Consider the following 20,948-nt stretch of genomic DNA (forward strand, 5'->3'; position numbering starts at 1 on the left):
CGGAGACCGCCGTGATCGCCGGTTGCGCAGTCGTGATCTACGCGACCAGAGCGACAGAATTCACCCGCTCGCCAGATCGACGAATCTCGTCATTTCTGCGGATCGATACGACGATTCGCCTGCATATCTAGACATAATATGAGGTGGTCTCGTAGTGTCGCCCCAAGGTTCTCGCCATTCGACCCCTGGAGGCGACGTTGCCCCCCTCGCCGATCGACCTGCACGCCGCCACCACAGTGGTCGACGGGAGCACGGTCATCGAGCTCAGCGACGAGCACATCGAACGGATCCGGCGAGGCGGCGTCACCGCCGTCAACCACACCGTGACCGTCCCCTACGCCGACACCGTCACCGCCCTGCGCCAGGTGAACGAGTGCCGCCGCTGGATCGACGGGCACGCGGACTCGGTACTGCTCGCCCTCGACGTCGCCGACATCGCGCGGGCCAAGACCGAGGGCAGGGAGGCCGTCATCCTGGGCCCGCAGGACACCGAGATGATCGGCGTGGACCTCGACCTGCTGGGCACCTTCCACGACCTCGGCGTACGCATCCTGCAACTCACCTACCAGCGGCAGAACCTGCTGGGCAGCGGCTGCGGGGAGTCCTCCGACTCCGGGCTCACCCACCAGGGGCGCGCCTTCGTCCGCGAGATGAACGAGCTGGGCGTCCTGGTGGACGTCTCGCACTGCGGCGAGCGCACCGGCCTGGACGCCATGGACGCCTCCGGCAGGCCCGTCGTCGTCACCCACTCCTTCTGCGACGCCCTGTCCCCGCACATCCGGGCCAAGTCCGACGCCTACCTGCGGCGGCTGGCCGAGCAGCGCGGCGTCATCGGGATCACCAGCCTGTCGGCCTTCCTCTACCACCCCGGCGACCCGGCCCGCCGCCCCGACCTGGCCCGCTTCGTCGAGCACGTCTCGCGCGTCGTGGAGGTCGCCGGGATCGACCACGTCGCCGTCGCCACCGACTATGACGAGACGCTCACCGAGGCCATGCGGGCCGAGCAGGCCAAGGCCAAGGAGTTCCACAACCTGCTCGGCGACTGGCCCTGGGACCAGCGCCGGGCCGTGGGGATGGACGACCACTCGCACTTCGCCAACTTCACCGCCGCCCTGCTGGACGGTGGCTTCTCAGCGGAGGAGGTCGGAAAAGTCCTCGGGGGCAACTGGCTGCGGGTCTTCGCCGAGGCGTGGAAGCCCGGGCCATCGATGTCGAACCCCTCTCCCCGCAAGGAGACATCCGATGAGAAGACGCACCCTCTTTAGCACCCTTTCCAGCACGTTCTCCAGCGCGGTCGCGGCCGGCGCCGCGCTGGCCGTACTGGCCGCCTGCGGCGGGGGCGGCGCGCCCCCGTCCGGCGCCCAGGGCACGGCCACGGCGAACGACGGACTGACCGCCGACGTCCGCCTCCAGGACGAGACCAAGCCGCAGGGGCCGCCCAAGCCGGGCGGCCGGCTCGGCATCATGATCCGCCTGGACGCCACCGAACTCGACCCGCACCGGATGTCGGAGACCTCGGCGTTCGTCATCAACGAGCAGATCTACGAATCGCTGGTCCACTCCTACCGGGGCGAGATCCAGCCGGCGCTGGCCGAGTCGTGGAAGCAGAGCGACGACGGCAGGACGCTCACCTTCACACTCCGCGACAACGCCTACTTCCACAGTGGCCGCAAGGTGACCGCCGACGACGTCGAGTACTCCCTGGAGCGCATCAAGGATCCCAAGACACGGGCCCCGCGGGCGCGCAGTTACGAGTCCATCTCCTCGGTCACCGCCGAAGACGACCAGACCGTGGTCCTGAAGCTGTCGAAGCCCAACGCGGCGATCCTGACGCTGCTGTCCACCTCGGCCTCCTCCGTCGTGGACCGCACGGTGGCGGAAAAGGACGGGCTCAACGGCGGCGTGGACGGCGGCAGCGGCCCGTTCAAGCTGGCATCAAGGGTGACCGGCCAGACCATCAAGCTCGACCGGCACGACAAGTACTGGGAGAAGGGCGTCCCCTACCTGGACGGCCTGGACTTCACCTTCAACCCCGACGACAACGCCCGCGCCGCCGCCGTCCGCAGCGGCACCATCGACTTCCTGTGGCGTCCGGCTCCCGAGTTCATCGGCGCGCTGAAGGCCGACCAGGCGCTGAAGTGGTACGGCGGGTCCGGCTCCCTGTCGCTGCACCTGCGGCTGAACACCGGCAGACCGCCGTTCGACAACGTCAAGGTACGGCAGGCCATCTACCACGCGCTGGACCGCCAGGAGATCCTGAACGTCGCCAACTCCGGCTTCGGCACCGCGCTGAACGCCGGCTACCTGCCCCCCGACCGGTTCGGCGCGCTGACCGCGCCGGTGTACGGCAAGCCGGACATCGAGAAGGCCAAGGCGCTGCTCGCCGAGGCCGGCCACGCCGGCGGCTTCGAGGCCAAGCTCATGGTCATCGCCACCTCCGCGTTCCAGGTGCGCTCGGCCGAGGTGGAACAGCAGCAGCTCGCCAAGATCGGGATCAAGGTGACCATCGAGTCGGTGGAGGCCACCATCGCCGACTCCAAGACCAAGTCCGGCGACTTCGACATGTACCAGTCCGGTTTCGGGCTGACCTACGACCCGGACGAGCGGTTCTCGGCCAGCTTCCTCAAGGGCGGCGGCCTCAACTACGGAAACTGGAGCGATCCAGAGTACGAGCGGCTGGTCGTCGAGGCCCGCTCGGAGCTGGACTCCGCCAAGCGCGCCGAGCTGTACCAGCAGGCCGAGAAGATCCTGGCCGAGCGCGGCCCGGTCGCCATGACCTTCCTGAACGCCGACTTCGACATCGTGCAGAAGGACGTCATGGGCTACCAGGGCGACTCCACCCCCACCTACCGCTTCTACCGGCACCTCTGGCTCGACCGCTGACGAGCCGCAGGAGCACCGACCCGTCGAAAGGGCCACATCCATGGCGTCCGTGCCGCTGACCGACCGCTACATCATGGCGGCCAGGCTCAAGGGTTACCTGAACAAGCACGCCGAAGCCGTAGCGCTGCTCACCGAGGCGCTGGAGCTGGATCCGGGCAGCGCGCGGCTGCTGCGGTTCCGCGGCCACCGGCGCATCTCGATCGGCGACTACGCGGGGGCCGCCGATGACCTGCGCACCGCGGCCGGCCTCCTGGGCCGGGTCGAGGACGAGTACGAGATGTACCAGCCCGAGGTGGAGAAGGACATCGTCAGCCTCGTCCTCGACCGGCCCGGGGAGGTACGCCCGCAGCACCTCCTCGACAGCGAGGCCGCCGGGGACCCTGCGGCGCTGGACCGGTACATGACCACGCTGCACACCTCGGTCTGGTACCACCTGGGCGTCGCCCGGTACCTGCTGGGCGACTTCGCGGGCTGCGTGCCCGCCTTCCGCGAGGCGGAGAGCGCCGCCCGTCACCAGGAAGGCGTCGTGGCCGCCCAGGACTGGCAGTACATGGCGCTGCGGCGGCTCGGCCGCACCGCGGAGGCGCGGGCGGTGCTCGACCGGTTCCGCGCGATCGACCTGGCCGCGGAGGAGCACTTCGTCGGCTACGAGAGCCGGATGCGCCTCTACACCGGCGAACTGACCCCCGAAGAGCTGTGGGCGACGCTGGACGGCGACGACCTGCGCACCGCGACCCAGGGCTACGGGCTGGGCAACTGGCACTACTGCAACGGCGACACAGAAAAGGCGCGGGAGGTCTTCGAGGCGGTGCTGCGCACCGGCGTCACGCACGCCTTCGCCTACCTGGCCGTGCGGGCCGAGTACGCCCGCGACCCCGATTTCACCGGTGCCCGGGCGGCGGGCGGGAAGGACTGATTCACATGGCGATCATCCGTGTCGAGCTGGGGGCGCGCGATCAGGCGACCCGCGAGGCGCTCATCGCCGACCTGACCGACGTGATGGTCAAGTACGGCTCACCGCGCGAGAGCACCCAGGTCATCCTGTACGAGGTCTCGATGGACCTGTGGGCCAAGGGCGGCGTTCCCTACAGCAGGCGCGCCGCCCGGGCGGCCGAAGGGACGGCATGAGCGCGCCCCACGTGCTGCTCAGCGAGAACCTGTCGGAGATGGCACCGTGGCTGCACGAGCGCCATCCCGGCGGGCGCTTCACCGTCGTGCCGGACGCGGGCCCGCTCCCGCCGGACTGCCTCGACGCCGAGGTCATCTTGCGCAGCGCCATGAACGAGGACCTGTTCGACGACATCCTGCGCGCGGCGGGCAAGCTGCGCTGGGTGCAGATCACCGCGGCCGGCTTCGACTGGATCGGCGGCGAGCCGCTGCGCCGCAGGCTGGCCGAGGGCCTGGTGCTCACCCGCTCGGCGCACTCCTACAGCGTGCCGATCGGCGAGTACGTGATCGGCGCGGTGCTGATGCACTCCCGGGGCTTTCCCGCGCTGCGCGCGGCGCAGGAGCGCCGGGAGTGGGTGAACACCGTCGCCACCGACTTCATCGGCAGCACGATGCTGGTGTTCGGCACCGGGTCCATCGGCTGGGAGGTGGCCTGGCGGGCGGGCGCGCTCGGGGCCACGGTGCTCGGCGTCAACCGCACCGGCGCGCCCGCCCAGGGCTTCACGCGCGTGACGCCGGTCGCGCGCTGCCTTGAGGTGCTGCCCCAGGCCGACTGGGTGGTGCTGGCGATGCCCCTGACCCCGGAGAACCGGTACCTGATCAGGGCCGAGCACTTCGCGGCCATGAAGCCCTCCGCCGTCCTGGTCAACGTGGGGCGCGGCGCGCTGGTGGCCGAGGAGGACCTGGTGGCGGCGCTGACCGGCGGCCGGATCGCGGGCGCGGTGATCGACGTCTTCGAGGAGGAGCCGCTGCCTGCGGCCAGCCGCCTGTGGGAGCTGCCGCGCACGACCCTCACCCCGCACACGTCCTTCCGCGCGTCGGGCAACCTGCGCCGGTTGTACGCGGACTTCTGCGCCAACTACGACCGCTTCCTGGCGGGCGAGGCGCTGGAGGGCACGATGCGGCGGCCCGAACTCGGCTACTGAGACACCACGATCCCCGGGCGGAATCTCCCGCCCGGGGATCTTTGCTGCCTGGAGTGGCCGGTCAGCGACCGCGCAACCGGGGGTCCAGGGCGTCGCGCAGGGTGTCGCCGAGCAGGTTGAACCCCAGCACGGTGATCATGATGCAGACGCCCGGCACCACGGACGGCCAGGCCGACAGCTCCATGAACGCCTTGCCCGAGGACAGCATCGAGCCCCATGACGGCTGTGGCGGCTGGACGCCCAGCCCGAGGTAGCCGAGCGACGCCTCGATCAGGATGGCGTAGGCGAGGCTGGTGGTGAACTGCACGGCGATGGGGGCCACCGAGTTCGGCAGCACGTACCTGGTGATGATGCGCGTGTTGCTCAGCCCCACCGCCTGGGCGGACTCGACGTACGGCTCCTTGCTCACCGAAAGGGCGGTGCCGCGCACGATCCTGGCGAAACTCGGGATGAACACGATGACCAGCGCCATGATCAGGTTCTCTGTGCCGGGCCCGCGGGCCGCGACCACGGCCAGCGCCAGCAGCAGCGTGGGGAAGGAGAAGATCACGTCCATGGCGGGCGTGATCACCCCGTCCAGCACGCCCCGGTAGTACCCGGCCAGCAGCCCGAGCGCGACGCCGATGACGCCCGCGCAGGTCACCACGATGAGGCTGACCGTCAGCGACGTGCGCGCCCCGTACAGGGCGCGGCTGAGCAGGTCGCGGCCCGCCTCGTCGGCGCCCAGCGGGAACGTGCCGCCGGGCCCGGCCAGGCGCTGGGCGGACATCGCGGTCGGGTCGTAGGGGGCGAGCAGCGGCGCGAACACGGCGGCGAGGGTCATCACGGCCACGATGATCAGGCCGGCCGCGCCGATCCGGTCTCGCAGGATCGCGCGGAGCAGATTCCCGCCGCCACGGCGCGCGACCGGTGGCGGCGCGGATGCCAGATCAGTGACCACTGCGAAGCCTCGGATCCAGGTAGACGTAGACCAGGTCTACGAGAAGGTTGACCACGACGTAGAAGAGGGCCAGGAAGAGCAGGGTGCCCTGGACCACCGGATAGTCACGCTGGCTGATGCCGCGGATCACCATGGTGCCGAGGCCGGGCCAGGAGAAGACCTGCTCCACCACGACGGTGCCGCCGAGCAGCGCCCCGGCCTGGATGCCCCACACGGTGACCACCGGGATCAGCGAGTTGCGCAGCGCGTGCCGGGCGACGACGACCCGCTCGCTGAGGCCCTTGGCCCGTGCGGTCCGCATGTAGTCCTGGTTGAGCACTTCCAGCATGCTGGAGCGCGTCATCCGCATGCTGATCGCGGCCAGGCTCGCGCCGAGCGTCACCGCGGGCAGCATCAGGTACGCGAGCCCGATCGTGCCGCCCGGCCCCGACCCTTGCGAGGGCAGCCAGCCGAGCGTGACCGAGAAGAGGTAGACCAGCAGGATGCCCAGCCAGAAGTTGGGCAGCGACAGGCCGATCAGGGAGACGAGCCGCGAGGCGGCGTCCAGGAAGCCGTTGCGCCGGGTGGCGCTGAGCACCCCGAACGGGATGGAGATGACCACCGAGACCACCAGCGCCGACACGGCCAGCAGCAGGGTCGCGGGGAAGCGTTCGGCGATCTCGGCCAGCACCGGCCTGCTCGTCCGCATGGAGGTGCCGAGGTCGCCTTGCAGCAGGCCGCCGAACCAGGTGAGGAACTGCTCGTGGATCGGCATGTCCAGGCCGAAGTAGCGGCGCATCGCGGCCTCGACCTGGGGATCGCCGAAGTCCTGTCCCATGATGGAGCTGATCACGTCACCCGGGATCATGCGGATCACGAAGAACGAGATGACCGAGATGCCGAAGAGCACGGGCACGACCGAGGCCAGGCGGATCAGCGTGATGCGCAACATGGGCCACTCCTAGGTGCGGGGGGGTGAGCGCGACCCACATCGGGGGCCTCAGTCCAGGTCTGTCACGTTGTCGTCGATGGCGATGTCCCTGGCCCACTCGTGGAGGCGCTTGGCGACGCGAAGCACCATGACGGTCCGGCTCTCCATGACGCCGTCCAGGTTGCCCAGCCGGCCGGTCCAGAAGGTCCGCATCTCGTTGCTGGAGGCGAAGTAGCCGACCGCGATGATGTCGAACTGCCCGGTCACGTGGTAGACGTAGGCCATCTCGGGCATGGCCGCGAGTTTTTCGATGAGGTCGTCCGTCGCCCCGGGGGCGCTTTGGATCTCGAACAGGGTGTGGACGGGGCGGCCCATGAAGGGCGCGCTCGCGATCGCGGCGAAGTGGAGGTGGCCCTCGGCCACCAGCCGCTCGACGCGCCGCCGGACGGAGCCCTCGGACAGGCCCACCTTCGCGGCTAACGCGACGTTGCTCTGGCGCGGATCCCGGACCAGCTCGCGAACGATGCTGCGGTCCTTCTCGATCGAGCCTTTCGGCGGCATTCTTCCCCATCCCAAGGAATGTCGTACTTCGACGGTCACATGAGCCTAGACGACGAGAATCGTGTGTGCAACACTCCAAATCTACGAAGAACGCCGCTTACGGTGTGCTGTTCACTGGAGGCTGTATGGCCTTGCTGGAGGTCCAGGACCTGCGGACCGAGTTCCGCGCCGCGCGGGGGCCCGTGACGGCCGTCGATGGGGTGTCGTTCAGCGTCGACGCGGGCGAGATGGTCGCCCTGGTCGGCGAATCGGGCTGCGGGAAGTCGGCCACCGCCCAGTCGATCATGGGGCTGATCGTGCCGCCGGCCGGCCGGGTCACCGGCGGCAAGGTGCTCTTCGAGGGGCGCGACCTGCTGCGGATGAAGCCCCGCGAGCTGCGCGCGGTGCGCGGCGGCGGAATGGCCATGATCTTCCAGGACCCGATGACGTCGCTCAATCCGGTGCTCACCATCGGCCGCCAGCTCACCGAGGCCCTTGCGGTCCATCTGGGACTGCGCGGCCGGGCGGCGCACGCGCGGGCGGCCGAGCTGCTGGAGATGGTCCGGATCCCGGCGGCGGAGTCCCGGCTGGCGTCCTATCCGCACCAACTGTCCGGCGGCATGCGCCAGCGCGTGATGATCGCGATGGCCCTGTCCTGCGAGCCGCGGCTGATCCTGGCCGACGAGATCACCACGGCCCTGGACGTCACGATCCAGGCGCAGATCCTCGAACTGCTGCGCGACCTCGCCAGGGACACCGGCACCGCGGTGCTGTTCATCACCCATGACCTCGGTGTGGTGGCCGGCATGGCCGAGCGGGTCAACGTCATGTACGCGGGCCAGATCGTCGAGCGCGCCGGCACCGTGGCGCTCTTCCATCGGCCGCGCATGCCCTACACCTGGGGGCTGCTCGGTTCGGTGCCCCGGCTGGACCAGGCGCGCGGCGGCAGACTGCGGCCGATCGCCGGGCAGCCGCCGGAGCTGTCCGCGGTGCCGGAAGGGTGCAGGTTCGCTCCCCGATGCAACCATGCGCGGGACATCTGCCGCGACTCCCCGCCTCCGCTGACACCCGTCCCCGAGGACGGACTCACCCGCTGCTGGGGCATGCGCCCGGCCGCCGAGGGCGGCTGGCTGTCCCCCGACGACCGGCACGCCGAGCCAATGATCAAGGAAGCCTGATGTCCGATCCCGCCCCCCTGCTGCGTGTACGCGATCTCGTGGTCGACTTCAAGGTGCCCGTCAAGGGCTCGCTGCGCCCCGGGCGGCTGCGCGCGGTGGCCGGTGTGGACCTCGACGTCGTGCGCGGCGAGATCCTGGGCGTGGTCGGCGAATCCGGGTGCGGCAAGTCCACGACCGGGCGGGCGATCCTGCGCCTGCTGCGGCCCAGCGCGGGCAGCGTCGCCTTCGACGGCACCGAGCTGACCACGCTGCGCCGCGGCCCCATGCGGGCCATGCGCCGCCGGATGCAGATGATCTTCCAGGACCCGTACGCGTCGCTCAACCCGCGGATGACCATCGGAGAGCTGATCGAAGAACCGCTCCTGGTCCACTCCGGCCTGCCCGCCGCCGAGCGGCGGGCCAAGGGCCTGGCCACGATGGACCTGGTCGGGCTCAGCAGGCACTGGCACGGCCGCTACCCCCACGAGCTGTCCGGCGGCCAGCGCCAGCGGGTCGGCATCGCCCGCGCGCTGGTCAGCGGCCCGGAGTTCATCGTGGCCGACGAGCCGGTGTCGGCCCTGGACGTCTCCATCCAGGCGCAGATCGTCAACCTGCTGGAGTCCTTGCAGGACGAGCTGGGCCTGACCATGCTGTTCATCGCGCACGACCTGGCCGTGGTACGCCACCTGTGCGACCGCATCGCGGTGATGTACCTCGGCACCGTCGCCGAGATCGCCGACTGTGAGAGCCTCTACACCCGCCCCCGCCACCCCTACACCCGGGCGCTGCTGTCCGCCGTGCCGATCCCCGACCCGCTGGTCGAGGCCGGACGCCGGCGCCGCATCCTGACCGGCGACGTACCGAGCCCGCTCGCCCCGCCCACCGGATGCCGGTTCCGCACCCGCTGCTGGAAGGCCCAGGACATCTGCGCGGCCGAGGCCCCCGCCCTGGCCCTCGCCGCCCCCGGCCACCAGGTCGCCTGTCACTTCCCAGAAGAGCCGTGACGCCACGCTACAGTTAGGTTAGGCTCGCCTTACTTCAAGCGAGGTTTCCGGAGGGCGTCATGACGAAGGTCGACGGCTCGGCCCTGGAGAGCGTGGCGGCGACCGCACTGTGGACACTGCGCAACCGAGCCCTGGAGGCGGCACGCCCGAAGTCGCCCTTCTCCGATCCGCTGGCCGTCCAGATCTATCAGGCCATCGACTACGACTACGCGAAGTTCGGGCGGCCCAGCCAGTCGCACCCGCTCCGGGCGATGGCGCTGGATCTCGCGATCCGCTCCCATCTCGACCGCCATCCGGGCGCGCCGGTGGTCGCGCTGGGCGAGGGGCTACAGACCACGTACTGGCGGCTCGGCGGCCCGCGGACCGACTGGCTGTCGGTCGATCTGCCACCGGTCATCGCGCTGCGGGAACGGCTGCTGCCCGCCGAACCGCACATCACCGGCGTCCCGGTGTCGGTGCTGGACCGGAGCTGGATGGACGCCGTGCCCACCGGGACCGAGCCGTTCATCTCGGCCGAGGGCCTGCTGATGTACCTGGAGCCCGCCGAGGCGCTGGCGCTGATCGCCGACTGCGCCGCCCGCTTCCCCGGCGGCGGCTTCTTCTTCGACTCGATCCCGCCGTGGTTCCGGGACCGCACGCTGAGCGGGCTCCACCTCACCGCCCGCTACACCGCGCCGCCGATGCCGTTCGCGCTGACGGTCTCCCAGACGCTCCGCCTGCCGCAGGAGATCCCGGGTGTGGCCGCGGCCAGGGACGTCCCGCTGCCCGCCGGGCGCGGGCTGTGGCGGTACGGCTTCGTGAAGACCCTCGCGGACCTGCCGCCGCTGCGCGAACGCCGGCCGTCCATCACCCTGCTCACCTTCGACCGCCCGGCGGGCTGACCGCTCAGACGAAGCTCACGAACCACCACAGCAGCGTCCCGCCCACCACCCCGGCCGCCGCGAGGCGCGGCCACAGGCGCTGCCCGCGCCACCGCCAGACGCCCAGGACCAGCGCGGCGAACAGCGGCGCGACGGCGTACACCAGCCACGCGGGCACGCCCGCCGCGAGTACGGTCTCGTTCGCCGCGACCACGTCGTACAGCCCGTACCCCAGCAGTCCCAGGAAGGAGAGCCCGGCGACCCCCGCGAGCAGCGGCGGCACCGAGCGCCACCCCGACCACCGCAGTGCCGCCGCCCCGACCTGGACCAGCGACACGACCGCGAGGGCGGCGAGCAGCGCGAGCCACCACCACTCGCCGCCGGCCAGCATCCGGTACGGCATCGCGGTGGGCAGCAGCTCCCCCGGGCGGGAGATCCGGTAGGGCGGCACGGCCCGATCGCAGGGGACCGCGGCCGAAGCCGGGTCCGCGACGAACGCCGAGATCGTCGTCCGCCCGCACAGGCTGGACAGGAACACCGCGTGCCCCACCCCGGCGAACTCGGCGAACCGGGCGCGCGGCAGCCGCTCCGCCGCGGGCCGGGCCGTACGGCCCGGCGTCGTCGGGTCCAGCGCGCCGCCGACGACCAGCACCGGCGCGCCGGTGCTCGCCGCCTCGCCCGCCGCGTACGGCAGCCGCCACGCGTCGCACACCGCCCGGTCCACCACCGTGGTGAACAGCCGGGCCGGACGTTCGCGGGCCGCGGGGTCCACCTCGTCCTGGCACTGCACGGCATGGTAGAGACCCAGGGCCCGGGAGGTGAGGGCCGGTCCGGCGGCGTCGGCGAGCGCGCCGAGCAGTTCGTCCCGGCCGCCGGCGAGGGCGTCGATGATCGTGGGCGCGACCGGGACGAAGTCCACCTCGTGCAGCGCCTCGGCGAGGATGGTCATGATGTCCTCACCGGTCAGCCGTACCGTGAGCGGGCCGCCGGTGAGCGGGTCGGTGGTGACCACGCTCGCGGGACGCGCGTCGTACCGGGCGACCATCGCGGCGAACCGCCCCGGCAGGTCCGCCCATGTGGAGGACGCGCCGGGGCCGAGGCCGCGCAGGGTCGCGTCCAGGTTGGCCTGCGCGTCGCCGTACCAGTCCACCTCGGCGGGCAGGAACGAGTCCAGCACCACCGACCGCACCCCTTCGGGATCGGCCGCCGCGGCGGCCAGCATGGAGCGGGTGGAGTAGCTGACCCCGAACAGGTTCCACTTCGGGTAGCCGAGTGCGCGGCGCAGGCCGGCCACGTCGGCGGCGATCTCAGCCGTGGTGTATCCGCGCAGGTCCACCCCCTGACGGGCCAGCCGCTCCCGGCAGGCGTTCGCGCCCCGCGCGATCCCGGCCGTCTCCGCCCGCATCGGCCCGGGCCCGGCGAGCGCGTCGAGCACGCCCCGAGCGATCTCCGGGCAGTCCAGCGCGGGCTCGGACCACCGGCTGCCCCGCTGCTCGATCACCACCACGTCGCGGTCGCGCCCCAGGATCATCTCCGACAGATATCCGGTGAGCTGGATCGATCCAGACCCGGGCCCGCCGCTGGTGTAGACGATGGGGTCGGGCTTGCGATCGGAGGCGGCCGATCGGTGTACCGCGAACCCGACCTTGATCGTCCGGCTCCCGGGCACGTCCCGCCGTTCGGGCACGATCAGAAAGCCGCATCGCGTACCGGCGGGCATCTGAACCGGGCACGCCCGGTCCTCGATCGCGGGCGCGGGCGCGGCGGACGCGGGCGTGGGCGCGGCGGCGACGAACATGATGGCCATGAGCAGGGGGGCGATCAGGGCCCGTGGGGAGATCACAACGCCCCAGGCTAGCGATCGGCCCCCCGGAACGGCGACGCTCCGGCGGCCTGACGCCGGGTGCGTGGTGGAATGACCGGTTTCGTGGGATGATGATGGAAAGGCGAGCGTGGACGAGGAAGCCGGTGTGAATCCGGCGCGGTCCCGCCACTGTGATCGGCGAGCGAGTTCCCACGACGCCACTGCCCCCGCCCGGGGTGGGAAGGCGGGGACGAGCTTCGACCCGAAAGCCAGGAGACTCACGCGGTCGCCTCCTCGATGAACTGGGGCGGATCTCCCCGGAGAGGAGTGGCCGGATGGCCGCTGGGCCGACGGGCGCGCCGCGTGGCGGTGGCGTGCCCTTAACGAGCCCGCGTCCGCCCGGCGGCGACCGGCGTAGTCCGCAGGGTCGTCTCTCTGATCCCGGTGGTTCTGTCCCGCTGCGCAGATTCCGGGAGAGGAACCCTCCATGCCGGGCAGACGTCCCAAGTCCCTGCCACTCGCCCTGTTCGCCGCCTGCGCCGTGCTGCTGGCCGGCTGCGGGGGCGCGCCCGCCGAGGTCGGGGAGGCCGCGCGGGCCCCGGTACCGGCCGGATTCCCGATTACCGTCGACAACTGCGGCGTGCGGACGACCTACGAGCGCCCGCCCCGGCGGGCGGTGTCGCTGAACCAGCACGCCACGGAGGTGCTGCTGGCCCTCGGGCTCGCGCAGTCCATGATCGGCACCGGCTACCTGGACGACCGGGTCCTGCCCGAGTACCAGGCCGCGTACGACGGCGTGAAGGTGCTGTCGGAGAAGTACCCGTCGTTCGAGGCGTTGCTGACCGAAGAGCCCGACTTCGTGTACGGCGGCTTCGCCAGCACCTTCGACGAGAAGGAGGGCCGCGCCAGGAACGCCCTGGCCAAGGCGGGCATCGACACCTACCTCAACATCGAGGAGTGCGCCACCGGCCCGGTGACCATGGCCATGATGGACCAGGAGATCCGCAACGTGGCCCGGATCTTCGGCGTGTCCGGCCGGGCGGAGCCGCTGATCACCCGGCTGCACGCGACCCTCGACGGGGTGAAGGGCAGGCTGGCCGGGGTCGCCCCGGTCAAGCTGTTCGTCTACGACAGCGGCGACAAGACCGCCTTCACGGCGGGCGGGCGCGGCGTCGGCAACGAGATCGTCGAACTGGCCGGAGCCGAGAACGTGTTCTCGGATGTCGGCAAGGCGTGGGGCGACGTGTCGTTCGAGCAGGTGGCCGAGCGCGCGCCGGACTGGATCGTGATCTACGACTACGGCGAGCAGCCGGTGGCCGACAAGAAGCGGTTCCTGCTGTCGAACCCGGCGCTGGCGGACGTTCCGGCGATCAAGGCGCGGCGCTTCGCGGTGCTGCCGCTGTCGTCGGTGGTGCTCGGGGTGCGCGCGCCCGCGGCCGTCGAGTCGCTGGCCCGCCAGATCCACCCCGAACGGTTCCGGTGACCCCCCGCACCGCGCTGGCCGGCCGGGCGGAGGCCGGGCCGCTTGCCGAGCCCGCCCGGCTGCCCGGACGCCGTCCCGGTCTGCCGTATCCGCTGGTGATCGGCCTGCTGGCGGCGCTGCTGTGCGCGGCGGTCACGGCCGGGATCGCGGCCGGGTCGATCCCGCTGCCCCCGGGGCAGGTGTGGGGCATCCTGGCCCACCGGATCCACCCCGCACTGGCCGACCCGTCCTGGTCGGCGGTCCGGGAGACCATCGTGATGGACGTACGGCTGCCGCGCGTGCTGCTCTGCGCGGTGGTCGGGGCGGGCCTTTCGGTGTGCGGGATGGCGTTGCAGGCCCTGGTCCGCAACCCGCTGGCCGATCCGATGCTGCTCGGCGTCTCCTCGGGGGCCACCGTCGGGGCGGTGTGCGTGGTGGTGTTCGGCCTGACCGTCTTCGGGGCGTTCTCGCTGCCGGTCGCCGCGTTCGCCGGGGCGCTGGCCGCGCTGGTGGCGGTCTACTTCCTGGCCAGGTCGGGCGGCCGGATGACCACGATACGGCTGGTGCTGGCGGGGGTGGCCACGGCCGAGGTGCTGTCGGCGGTGGCCGGGTTCCTGGTGGTGACCTCCAGCGATCCGCACAAGACGCAGTCGGCGCTGCGCTGGATGCTGGGCGGGCTGGCGGGCACGACCTGGCCGGTGGTGTGGGCGCCGGCCGGGGCCGTCGTACTGGGCACCGCCGTACTGCTGGGCGTCTCCCGGCCGCTGAACCTGCTGCTGGCCGGGGAGGAGGCCGCCACCGCGCTGGGGCTGGACGTACACCGGTTCAGGGCGGCGCTGTTCGTGCTGGTGGCCATCATGATCGGGACGATCGTCGCGGTCAGCGGGTCGATCGGCTTCGTCGGGCTGATCATGCCGCACGTGGTGCGGCTGCTGATCGGGGCCGACCACCGGCGGGCGCTGCCGGCCACGGCGCTGCTCGGGGCGTCGTTCCTGATCGCGGGCGACCTGTTCGCGCGGACGCTGATCACGCCTGAGGAGATCCCTGTCGGGATCATCACGGCCCTGGTCGGCGGGCCGTTCTTCCTGTGGCTGATGCGGAGGCGGTCGAGATGACGGCGCGGGCGGCGGCGCTGGCCGTACAGGACGTGTGGGTGCGCGCGGGCGGCCGGGACCTCGTGCGCGGGGTGACGCTGGACGTCGCGCCCGGCGAGGTGGTGGGGCTGGCCGGGCCGAACGGCGCGGGCAAGACCACCTTGCTGCGCACCCTCTACCGGGCCCGCCGGCCGTCCTCCGGGCGGGTGCTGCTGGACGGGCAGGACGTGTGGCGAATGCCCGGCCACTGGCTGGCCCGCCGGATGGCGGCGGTGCTCCAGGAGACGGCCGGCGACTTCGACCTGACCGTCTACGACGTCGTGGCCATGGGCCGCACCCCGCACAAACGCGCCTTCGACGGCGACGACGCCGCCGACCGGGCGATCATCGCCGCGGCGCTCGACCGGCTGGACGTGACCGGGCTGGCGTACGCGCCCTTCGACCGGCTGTCCGGCGGGGAGAAGCAGCGGGTGCTGATCGCGCGGGCGCTGGCCCAGCAGCCCGGGACGATGGTGCTGGACGAACCGACCAACCACCTGGACCTGCGCCACCAGCTCGACGCGCTGGAGCTGGTACGCGGGCTCGGGGTCACCGCCGTGGTCGCGCTGCACGACCTCAACCTGGCCGCCGCGTTCTGCGACCGGATCTGCGTGCTGGACGCGGGCGCGGTCGTGGCGGTCGGCGCGCCCCGCGAGGTGCTGACGCCCGCCCTGTTCGCCGACGTCTACCGGGTGGACGCGGACGTCGCCGCGCACCCGGAGACCGGCGTCCCGCAGGTGACCTTGCGAACCGGACGCGCCGGGCCCCCGGCCTGAGACTGGAGTGTCGCCGGCATGGAATCCCTTCGCGCGGCCTTGGCAGAGGTGGCCGGATATGGCGCGTTCTTCGCCCTTCGGGTCGGCGGCGGCGACGCCGGCTGGCACAGTGTGCGGGAGGACTACGCGCGCGGGTTCGCCGATCTGGTGGCGGCCACCGCCGCCAGGCACGGCACGCGCGAGCTTCGCGTCGGCGCGTCGATCGCCCAGCTCGGGCACGCCGCCCGGCTGTGGTCGCCGGTGCTCGGTACGGCGCTCGCGCACGGCGTGGTCCCCGACCTGAGCCGCCTGGACCGCGCCGACGACGGGCCAGCGCTGCGCCTGGCGACCCTCGCCTGCCGTCCCGCCGGACCTCCGGAACAGGCCGCCGGCCTGCTGTACGACGTGGTCGTGCGGGATCACCTGGAGCCGCTGGCGGCCGGCCTGCGGGTCAAGGTCGCCCCCGGCCTGCTGTACGGCAACGCCGCCTCCGCCCTGGCCGAGGCCGCCCGCGCCGTGGTGGCCGCCCGCCCGGACCTCACCGCCCCCGCAACCCGGCTGACCACCGCCCTGCTGGCCTACGGCGGGCTGGCCGGGAAAGGCGCGATCATCGCGCCGGGGCTGGAGTTCCGGCGGACCACCTGCTGTCTCTATTACCGGGCGCCCGGCGGGAGCAGGTGCGGCGACTGCGCCCTGCTCGGCGAGCCGGCGGTCAGGCGACCTCGGCGGGACGCAGGACGCCGCCGACCACCAGCAGGATCTGCTCGGTGAGCTGCTCGGGCTTGACCGGGCCCTTGGGGTCGTACCAGCGGTAGATGTCGGTGAGCATGGTGACGATGAGGTTGGCCGCGACGCCCGGGTCCAGGCCGGCGGCCAGGGCTGCGTCGTCGAGGACGCTTTCCAGCAGGTCGCGGAAGTCGGCGGTGGTCCGGTGCGCCCACTGCCGGAAGCGCCGGTGGACGGCCGGGGACAGCTCGCTCTGCTCACTGAACAGGATGGAGTAGAACGTGCGGTTGACGATCGCCGAGGTCACGTGGGTGTTGATCACCGCGCGCAGCCGGGCGTGCGGCGTCTCGCCGCTTTCCCGGTCGGCCCGCAGCCGGGCGTCGTGGTCGTCGAGCAGGTCGCGCACGATGCGGTCGAGCAGCCAGCGCTTGCTCTTGGCGTAGGAGTAGACGGTCGGCCGGGAGATGCCGGCCGCGTCGGCGATGTCGTCGATGGTGGTGTTGCGGTAGCCCTTGGCGCGGAAGACCTTGGCCGCCGCGCGGATCAGCGCGCCCTCGTCGGTCGCCCGGGCTCTCGCCATCACCGCTCCTCACCTTGGCCCCGTCGCGGGGGCCAGCATAGCCAACCGCCCGGTCAGTATGCCCCGGCGGCCTAGAAACTTAACTATCCAGTCAGTATTGTTACGAGTGCCGGACCATTGGAGGGAGCACGTCGATGCCGTTCACGTTCACGTCGGAGCACGCGGAGTTCGAGCGGGCCGTCGCGGACATCGCGCGCAAGGAGTTCTACGACGGCTACCTTGCCCGCGCCACGTCCGACGAGCCGTGCCGGGCGGAGGTGGCCAAGCTCGGCGCGGCCGGCCTGCTCGGGCTGGGGCTGCCGGAGGCCGCGGGAGGCCAGGGGGCCGACCCGATCAGCGTCGGGATCGCCGTCGAGCAGATCGCCAGGGCCGACATCGCCCTGGCGAGCCTGGTGGCGCAGACCTCCGCACTGCCGTCCTGCCTGTGGGACGGCCTGCCGCGCCACGTCGGCGGACCGGTGCTCAGATCGCTGACCAGCGGCGAGAGCGTGATGGCGCTCGCGCTGACCGAGCCGGGCGGCGGCTCGGACCTCACCGGCATGTCGGTGACCGCCCGCCGCGCCGACGGCGGCTACCGGCTGTTCGGCGAGAAGACCTCGGTGACCCTCGGGATGTGGGCCGAGCACGCGATCGTCGTCGCCCGCGCCGAAGGCGACGGCCCGAAGACCCGCCGCTTCCTCGTCCCCCTGGACCGGCCCGACATCGCCAGGCAGCGGTTCCAGGACCCGGGTTTCCGCCCGCTGGGCCGGGCGGCGCTCGGCTTCGACGGCACGTTCGTCCCGGCCGACCACGAGATCGGCGGTCCCCGCAGCGGCCTGTCGGCGCAGCTCGCCGACCTCGACTTCATGCGGACCCTGATCGGGCTGATGTGCGTCGGCCTGGCCCGCCGGGCGATGGACGAGACCGTCGAGTGGGTACGGCGGCGCGAGGCGTTCGGCGTGCCCATCGCCCGGCACCAGGGCGTGTCGTTCACCCTCGCCGAGCACGAGACCCGGCTGGAGGCCGCCCGCCTGCTGTCCTACCGCAGCCTCGCGCTGCGGGCGGCCGGGGAACGGCACAGCCGCGAGGCGTCCATGTGCAAGTGGTGGGCCCCGCAACTGGCCGTCCAGGCGGTCAACGACTGCATCGTGATCCACGGGCACACCGGCTGGTCCAACGAGATGCCCCTCCAGCAGTTGCTGCTGGACGTGAGCGGCCTCCAGATCGGCGACGGCACGCCGCAGATCCAGAAGCTGGTCATCGCCCGGGAGCTGATCGGGCGCGAGTACACCGGCTAGCCGGTGTACTCGCTCAGCCCAGCCAGTCGCGGACGATCTCCTCGGCGTCCCGGCCCGGCAGGCTCGGCCCGCGGCGCACCGATCCCGGCGTACGGGAGAAGCGCGGCGCGGGCGCGGGCTGAGTGACGCCTTCGACGTCGATGAACGTCTCCCGCTCCACCAGGTGCGGATGCCGCGCCGCCTCCCGCATCCCGAGCACCGGGGCCACGCAGGCGTCGCTTCCCGCGAAGACCTCCACCCACTCGTCCCGGGTGCGGGACGCGAAGGCGGCGGAGATGCGCGTGCGCAGCTCCGGCCAGGTCGCCGGGTCCAGGTGATTCAGATGATCGGCGTCGCCCAGGCCGAGGCGTGCCGCGAACTCCCTGAAGAAGGCCGGTTCCAGCGCGCCCACGGCCATGTACTCGCCGTCCGCGGTGAGGTGGACACCGTAGAAGGGGGCCGCCCCGTCGCCGAGGTTGGCGCCCCGCTCGTCCCGCCACACGCCGGCCGCGAGCAGGCTGTGGAACATCGTCATCAGGTGCGCCGCGCTGTCCACGATCGCGGCGTCCACGACCTGGCCGCGCCCGCTCGCCTGCGCCTCGCGCAGCGCGGCGAGCAGCCCCACGGCCAGGTAGACGCCTCCGGCGAAGTCGCCCACCAGGCCCAGCGGGATCTGCGGCGGCCCGCCGGCGGGCCCGATGGCGTGCAGCGGGCCGGCCAGCGCGATGTAGTCGATGTCATGACCGGCGGTGCGCGCCAGCGGCCCCCGCTGTCCCCAGCCCGTCATCCGCCCGTACACCAGGCCCGGCCGCCTGCGCAGGCAGACGTCCGGGCCGATGCCGAGCCGTTCGGCCACGCCGGGGCGGAACCCCTCGAACATCACGTCGGCCCGCTCGGCGAGGGCCAGCGTCAGTTCGACGCCGGCCGGCTCACCGAGGTCCGCCACGATGGACCGCTTCCCGCGGTTGAGCAGATCCAGCCCGGCGGGGACGAACCCGAAGCCCCCGCCGGGCCGGTCCACCCGGACCACGTCGGCACCCAGGTCGGCCAGCAGCATCCCGCAGAACGGCCCGGGGCCCAGCCCGGCGATCTCCAGCACCCGCATCCCGCCGAGCGGCCCGAGGACGGAAGTAGCGGTCACAGCGCGAATCCACCGCCGCACACCAGCGTCTGGCCGCTGATGTAGTCGGACTCCGGCGTGCACAGCAGGTACACCGCGCCCGCCGCCTCCTGCGGCGTGCCCGGCCGGCCGAGCGGGATCATGGTCCGCATCGCCTCCAGCAGCTCGGGGTTGACCCCGACCTTGATCTGCCGGCCTCCGACGGAGATGGTCCCCTCCCCCGCGCTCACGTCGGTCATCCGGGTCTTGATCCAGCCGAAGGCCACCGAGTTGACGGTGACGTTGTAGCGGCCCCACTCCTTGGCGAGGGTCTTGGTCAGCCCGGTCACCCCGGCCTTGGCCGCGGCGTAGTTGGCCTGCCCGGGGTTGCCGCCGAGCCCGGCCACCGAGGAGATGTTGACGACCTTGCGGCAGGGCACCGGCTCCCCCGCCGCGCGGGCGGCCTTCACCGCGGCGGCGATCACCGGCTGCGCGGCCCGCAGGATGCGGAACGGGGCCTTGAGATGGACGTCGAGGATGGCGTCCCACTGCTCGTCGGTCATCTTCTGGATGACCGTGTCCCAGGTGTAGCCCGCGTTGTTGACCACGATGTCCAGGCCGCCGAAGCCGTTCAGCGCGGTCTGGACGAACCGCTCGGCGAAGCCGTCCTCGACCACGCTGCCCGCGCAGGCGAGCGCCCGGCCGCCGGCCGCCTCGATGGCCTCGACGGTCTCCTTGGCCGGTCCCTCGTCCAGGTCGTTGACGACGACGGCGGCCCCGTCGGCGGCCAGCTTGCGGGCGACCTCGCGCCCGATGCCCCGGCCGGAGCCGGTGACGACGGCGACCTTGTTGTCCAGCTTTCCCATGCGGCGTCCTTTCGGAGGTGTGCTCAGCGGAGGTCGATGACCGCTTCGCCGGTGAGGGTGACGGTGCCGTCGGCGAGCGTGACGGCCAGTTCGAGCGTGGCCAGGCCGTCCTCGACGGAGGTCACGCGGCCGGTGCAGACCGGCCGCGCGTGGACCGGGGTGATCGCGGCGAACCGGACCCGGTAGGAGCGGATCCGGTGCTGCGGCACCCAGCCGGTGAGCAGCCTGCCCAGGTAGGCCATGGAGAGCATGCCGTGCGCGAAGACGTCGGAAAGGCCCGCGGCGCGGGCGACGTCGATGTCGATGTGCAGCGGCACGTGGTCGCCCGAGGCCCCGGCGAACAGCGCGAGCGTGGCGCGGGAGATCGGCTCCACGCGCAGCGGCGGGAGTCCGGTGCCCACGGCCGGTACGGTGGTGGTCATCCTCCGGCCCCCGGGTTTCGTACGACGAGTGTCATGGTCGCCTCCGCGACGGGTTCGCCGGCGCGGGTGATCTCGTTCCGCTTGACCAGGAACTCCAGCGCGCCGCCCCGCTTGGCGAACACGTCGACGATCCTGGGCCGCACGGTGAGGGTCTCGCCCGCGTAGGCCAGGGAGTGGTAGACGAAGGACTGCTCGCCGTGCAGCACCCGGGCCATGTCCACGTCCAGCTCGCGGAGGTACCGCAGGGCGTCCGGGCCTTCGAGGTCCAGGCCGAAGAAGAAGGTGGGCGGCACGGGCAGGTCGGGGTGACCGGCCTGGCGGGCGGCGTCCAGGTCGTGGTAGATCGGGTCGGTCTGGCCGGTGGCCTTGGCGAAGAAGCGCAGCCGCCCGCGTTCGATATCGACGGTCAGCGGCGCGAAGCGCAGCGCCTTGGCCGCCTCGGGATCGATGGGCACGCG

At 72.0% G+C, this 20,948-nt stretch carries 22 protein-coding genes and 1 riboswitch; of the genes, 13 read left to right on the forward strand and 9 right to left on the reverse strand.

All coding sequences use genetic code 11. The annotated features are described in order from the left end of the window. Window positions 1-197 precede the first annotated feature (197 nt). From ACH34R_RS35695 to ACH34R_RS35715, 5 genes are read left to right on the forward strand one after another with little or no spacing between them, the layout of a single operon-like run. The gene (locus tag ACH34R_RS35695) at window positions 198-1,265 is read left to right on the forward strand and encodes a dipeptidase (protein WP_397566007.1); all 1,068 of its coding nucleotides are present in this window, start codon (window positions 198-200) and stop codon (window positions 1,263-1,265) included. Next, window positions 1,243-2,883, forward strand: a complete 1,641-nt coding sequence (locus tag ACH34R_RS35700; protein ID WP_397566008.1) for an ABC transporter substrate-binding protein — start codon at window positions 1,243-1,245, stop codon at window positions 2,881-2,883. Before ACH34R_RS35695 ends, ACH34R_RS35700 begins: the two co-directional genes overlap by 23 nt. Before the next feature lie 40 nt (window positions 2,884-2,923). After that, window positions 2,924-3,799 (forward strand): hypothetical protein, encoded by an 876-nt coding sequence (locus ACH34R_RS35705; RefSeq protein WP_397566009.1) that lies wholly within the window; start codon window positions 2,924-2,926, stop codon window positions 3,797-3,799. 5 nt (window positions 3,800-3,804) lie between these two features. Beyond that, window positions 3,805-4,011: a tautomerase family protein gene (locus ACH34R_RS35710; protein WP_111170334.1), complete on the forward strand. Its 207-nt coding sequence runs from the start codon at window positions 3,805-3,807 to the stop codon at window positions 4,009-4,011. Beyond that, the gene (locus tag ACH34R_RS35715) at window positions 4,008-4,976 is read left to right on the forward strand and encodes a D-2-hydroxyacid dehydrogenase (RefSeq protein WP_397566010.1); all 969 of its coding nucleotides are present in this window, start codon (window positions 4,008-4,010) and stop codon (window positions 4,974-4,976) included. Before ACH34R_RS35710 ends, ACH34R_RS35715 begins: the two co-directional genes overlap by 4 nt. 61 nt (window positions 4,977-5,037) lie before the next feature. On the opposite strand, the gene ACH34R_RS35720 is transcribed toward ACH34R_RS35715, so the two are convergent. Genes ACH34R_RS35720 through ACH34R_RS35730 form a run of 3 tightly spaced genes read right to left on the reverse strand, consistent with a single transcriptional unit; the run spans window position 5,038 to window position 7,387 of the window. After that, a complete protein-coding gene (locus tag ACH34R_RS35720; RefSeq protein WP_397566011.1) occupies window positions 5,038-5,916 on the reverse strand; it encodes an ABC transporter permease in 879 nt (292 codons plus the stop codon). Then, entirely contained in the window at window positions 5,906-6,847 is a 942-nt protein-coding gene (gene nikB, locus ACH34R_RS35725) for a nickel ABC transporter permease (RefSeq protein WP_397566012.1), read from the reverse strand. Before nikB ends, ACH34R_RS35720 begins: the two co-directional genes overlap by 11 nt. A gap of 48 nt (window positions 6,848-6,895) precedes the next feature. Continuing rightward, window positions 6,896-7,387 (reverse strand): Lrp/AsnC family transcriptional regulator, encoded by a 492-nt coding sequence (locus ACH34R_RS35730; protein WP_111170331.1) that lies wholly within the window; start codon window positions 7,385-7,387, stop codon window positions 6,896-6,898. A 125-nt stretch (window positions 7,388-7,512) separates the two neighbouring features. On the opposite strand from ACH34R_RS35730, the gene ACH34R_RS35735 reads away from it, so the two are divergent. The 3 genes from ACH34R_RS35735 to ACH34R_RS35745 are packed head-to-tail and all read left to right on the forward strand — an operon-like array spanning window position 7,513 to window position 10,408. After that, entirely contained in the window at window positions 7,513-8,544 is a 1,032-nt protein-coding gene (locus ACH34R_RS35735; RefSeq protein WP_397566013.1) for an ABC transporter ATP-binding protein, read from the forward strand. Next, window positions 8,544-9,527: an ABC transporter ATP-binding protein gene (locus ACH34R_RS35740; RefSeq protein WP_397566014.1), complete on the forward strand. Its 984-nt coding sequence runs from the start codon at window positions 8,544-8,546 to the stop codon at window positions 9,525-9,527. The genes ACH34R_RS35735 and ACH34R_RS35740 overlap by 1 nt, the downstream gene beginning before the upstream one ends. Before the next feature lie 59 nt (window positions 9,528-9,586). Further along, window positions 9,587-10,408: a class I SAM-dependent methyltransferase gene (locus tag ACH34R_RS35745; protein WP_397566015.1), complete on the forward strand. Its 822-nt coding sequence runs from the start codon at window positions 9,587-9,589 to the stop codon at window positions 10,406-10,408. A gap of 4 nt (window positions 10,409-10,412) precedes the next feature. Here the strand turns inward: ACH34R_RS35745 and ACH34R_RS35750 are convergent, their stop codons facing one another. After that, window positions 10,413-12,230 carry an alpha/beta hydrolase gene (locus ACH34R_RS35750; protein WP_397566016.1) on the reverse strand — a complete coding sequence of 606 codons (1,818 nt, stop codon included), beginning with the start codon at window positions 12,228-12,230 and terminating at the stop codon, window positions 10,413-10,415. A gap of 67 nt (window positions 12,231-12,297) precedes the next feature. After that, window positions 12,298-12,492: riboswitch (cobalamin riboswitch) on the forward strand. 186 nt (window positions 12,493-12,678) lie between these two features. Here ACH34R_RS35750 and ACH34R_RS35755 point away from each other — a divergent pair. From ACH34R_RS35755 to ACH34R_RS35770, 4 genes are read left to right on the forward strand one after another with little or no spacing between them, the layout of a single operon-like run. Beyond that, on the forward strand, window positions 12,679-13,674 hold the full coding sequence (locus tag ACH34R_RS35755; protein WP_397566017.1) for an ABC transporter substrate-binding protein: 996 nt from the start codon (window positions 12,679-12,681) through the stop codon (window positions 13,672-13,674). Beyond that, window positions 13,671-14,768, forward strand: coding sequence for a FecCD family ABC transporter permease (locus ACH34R_RS35760; protein ID WP_397566018.1), 1,098 nt, complete (start codon window positions 13,671-13,673; stop codon window positions 14,766-14,768). The genes ACH34R_RS35755 and ACH34R_RS35760 overlap by 4 nt, the downstream gene beginning before the upstream one ends. Beyond that, window positions 14,765-15,562 (forward strand): ABC transporter ATP-binding protein, encoded by a 798-nt coding sequence (locus tag ACH34R_RS35765; RefSeq protein WP_397566089.1) that lies wholly within the window; start codon window positions 14,765-14,767, stop codon window positions 15,560-15,562. Before ACH34R_RS35760 ends, ACH34R_RS35765 begins: the two co-directional genes overlap by 4 nt. Window positions 15,563-15,580: 18 nt before the next feature. Then, window positions 15,581-16,312 (forward strand): (2Fe-2S)-binding protein, encoded by a 732-nt coding sequence (locus tag ACH34R_RS35770; protein WP_397566019.1) that lies wholly within the window; start codon window positions 15,581-15,583, stop codon window positions 16,310-16,312. On the opposite strand, the gene ACH34R_RS35775 is transcribed toward ACH34R_RS35770, so the two are convergent. Next, complete coding sequence (locus ACH34R_RS35775) at window positions 16,254-16,847, reverse strand: TetR/AcrR family transcriptional regulator (protein WP_111167640.1); 594 nt, start codon at window positions 16,845-16,847, stop codon at window positions 16,254-16,256. The genes ACH34R_RS35770 and ACH34R_RS35775 overlap by 59 nt on opposite strands. A gap of 134 nt (window positions 16,848-16,981) precedes the next feature. Between ACH34R_RS35775 and ACH34R_RS35780 the strand changes: the two genes are divergently transcribed. After that, window positions 16,982-18,124 carry an acyl-CoA dehydrogenase family protein gene (locus tag ACH34R_RS35780; RefSeq protein WP_397566020.1) on the forward strand — a complete coding sequence of 381 codons (1,143 nt, stop codon included), beginning with the start codon at window positions 16,982-16,984 and terminating at the stop codon, window positions 18,122-18,124. A 13-nt stretch (window positions 18,125-18,137) separates the two neighbouring features. On the opposite strand, the gene ACH34R_RS35785 is transcribed toward ACH34R_RS35780, so the two are convergent. The 4 genes from ACH34R_RS35785 to ACH34R_RS35800 are packed head-to-tail and all read right to left on the reverse strand — an operon-like array spanning window position 18,138 to window position 20,945. Beyond that, complete coding sequence (locus ACH34R_RS35785) at window positions 18,138-19,244, reverse strand: CaiB/BaiF CoA transferase family protein (RefSeq protein WP_397566021.1); 1,107 nt, start codon at window positions 19,242-19,244, stop codon at window positions 18,138-18,140. Then, window positions 19,241-20,068 (reverse strand): SDR family NAD(P)-dependent oxidoreductase, encoded by an 828-nt coding sequence (locus ACH34R_RS35790; protein ID WP_397566022.1) that lies wholly within the window; start codon window positions 20,066-20,068, stop codon window positions 19,241-19,243. Before ACH34R_RS35790 ends, ACH34R_RS35785 begins: the two co-directional genes overlap by 4 nt. Window positions 20,069-20,091: 23 nt before the next feature. Continuing rightward, the gene (locus ACH34R_RS35795; protein ID WP_397566023.1) at window positions 20,092-20,490 is read right to left on the reverse strand and encodes a MaoC/PaaZ C-terminal domain-containing protein; all 399 of its coding nucleotides are present in this window, start codon (window positions 20,488-20,490) and stop codon (window positions 20,092-20,094) included. After that, on the reverse strand, window positions 20,487-20,945 hold the full coding sequence (locus ACH34R_RS35800) for a MaoC family dehydratase N-terminal domain-containing protein (RefSeq protein ID WP_397566024.1): 459 nt from the start codon (window positions 20,943-20,945) through the stop codon (window positions 20,487-20,489). Before ACH34R_RS35800 ends, ACH34R_RS35795 begins: the two co-directional genes overlap by 4 nt. Between the last annotated feature and the right edge of the window lie 3 nt (window positions 20,946-20,948).

The sequence above is a fragment of the Spongiactinospora sp. 9N601 genome (assembly GCF_044326295.1).
Classification (GTDB): Bacteria; Actinomycetota; Actinomycetes; order Streptosporangiales; family Streptosporangiaceae; genus Spongiactinospora; species Spongiactinospora gelatinilytica.

Excerpts from the sequence above, each read along its gene's own strand:
- ACH34R_RS35700 (WP_397566008.1), top strand. The coding sequence starts at position 1,243 with ATGAGAAGACGCACCCTCTTTAGCACCCTTTCCAGCACGTTCTCCAGC.
- ACH34R_RS35705 (WP_397566009.1), top strand. The coding sequence starts at position 2,924 with ATGGCGTCCGTGCCGCTGACCGACCGCTACATCATGGCGGCCAGGCTC.
- ACH34R_RS35710 (WP_111170334.1), top strand. The coding sequence starts at position 3,805 with ATGGCGATCATCCGTGTCGAGCTGGGGGCGCGCGATCAGGCGACCCGC.
- ACH34R_RS35715 (WP_397566010.1), top strand. The coding sequence starts at position 4,008 with ATGAGCGCGCCCCACGTGCTGCTCAGCGAGAACCTGTCGGAGATGGCA.
- nikB (WP_397566012.1), bottom strand. The coding sequence starts at position 6,847 with ATGTTGCGCATCACGCTGATCCGCCTGGCCTCGGTCGTGCCCGTGCTC.
- ACH34R_RS35730 (WP_111170331.1), bottom strand. The coding sequence starts at position 7,387 with ATGCCGCCGAAAGGCTCGATCGAGAAGGACCGCAGCATCGTTCGCGAG.
- ACH34R_RS35735 (WP_397566013.1), top strand. The coding sequence starts at position 7,513 with ATGGCCTTGCTGGAGGTCCAGGACCTGCGGACCGAGTTCCGCGCCGCG.
- ACH34R_RS35740 (WP_397566014.1), top strand. The coding sequence starts at position 8,544 with ATGTCCGATCCCGCCCCCCTGCTGCGTGTACGCGATCTCGTGGTCGAC.
- ACH34R_RS35745 (WP_397566015.1), top strand. The coding sequence starts at position 9,587 with ATGACGAAGGTCGACGGCTCGGCCCTGGAGAGCGTGGCGGCGACCGCA.
- ACH34R_RS35755 (WP_397566017.1), top strand. The coding sequence starts at position 12,679 with ATGCCGGGCAGACGTCCCAAGTCCCTGCCACTCGCCCTGTTCGCCGCC.
- ACH34R_RS35765 (WP_397566089.1), top strand. The coding sequence starts at position 14,765 with ATGACGGCGCGGGCGGCGGCGCTGGCCGTACAGGACGTGTGGGTGCGC.
- ACH34R_RS35770 (WP_397566019.1), top strand. The coding sequence starts at position 15,581 with ATGGAATCCCTTCGCGCGGCCTTGGCAGAGGTGGCCGGATATGGCGCG.
- ACH34R_RS35775 (WP_111167640.1), bottom strand. The coding sequence starts at position 16,847 with ATGGCGAGAGCCCGGGCGACCGACGAGGGCGCGCTGATCCGCGCGGCG.
- ACH34R_RS35780 (WP_397566020.1), top strand. The coding sequence starts at position 16,982 with ATGCCGTTCACGTTCACGTCGGAGCACGCGGAGTTCGAGCGGGCCGTC.
- ACH34R_RS35790 (WP_397566022.1), bottom strand. The coding sequence starts at position 20,068 with ATGGGAAAGCTGGACAACAAGGTCGCCGTCGTCACCGGCTCCGGCCGG.
- ACH34R_RS35795 (WP_397566023.1), bottom strand. The coding sequence starts at position 20,490 with ATGACCACCACCGTACCGGCCGTGGGCACCGGACTCCCGCCGCTGCGC.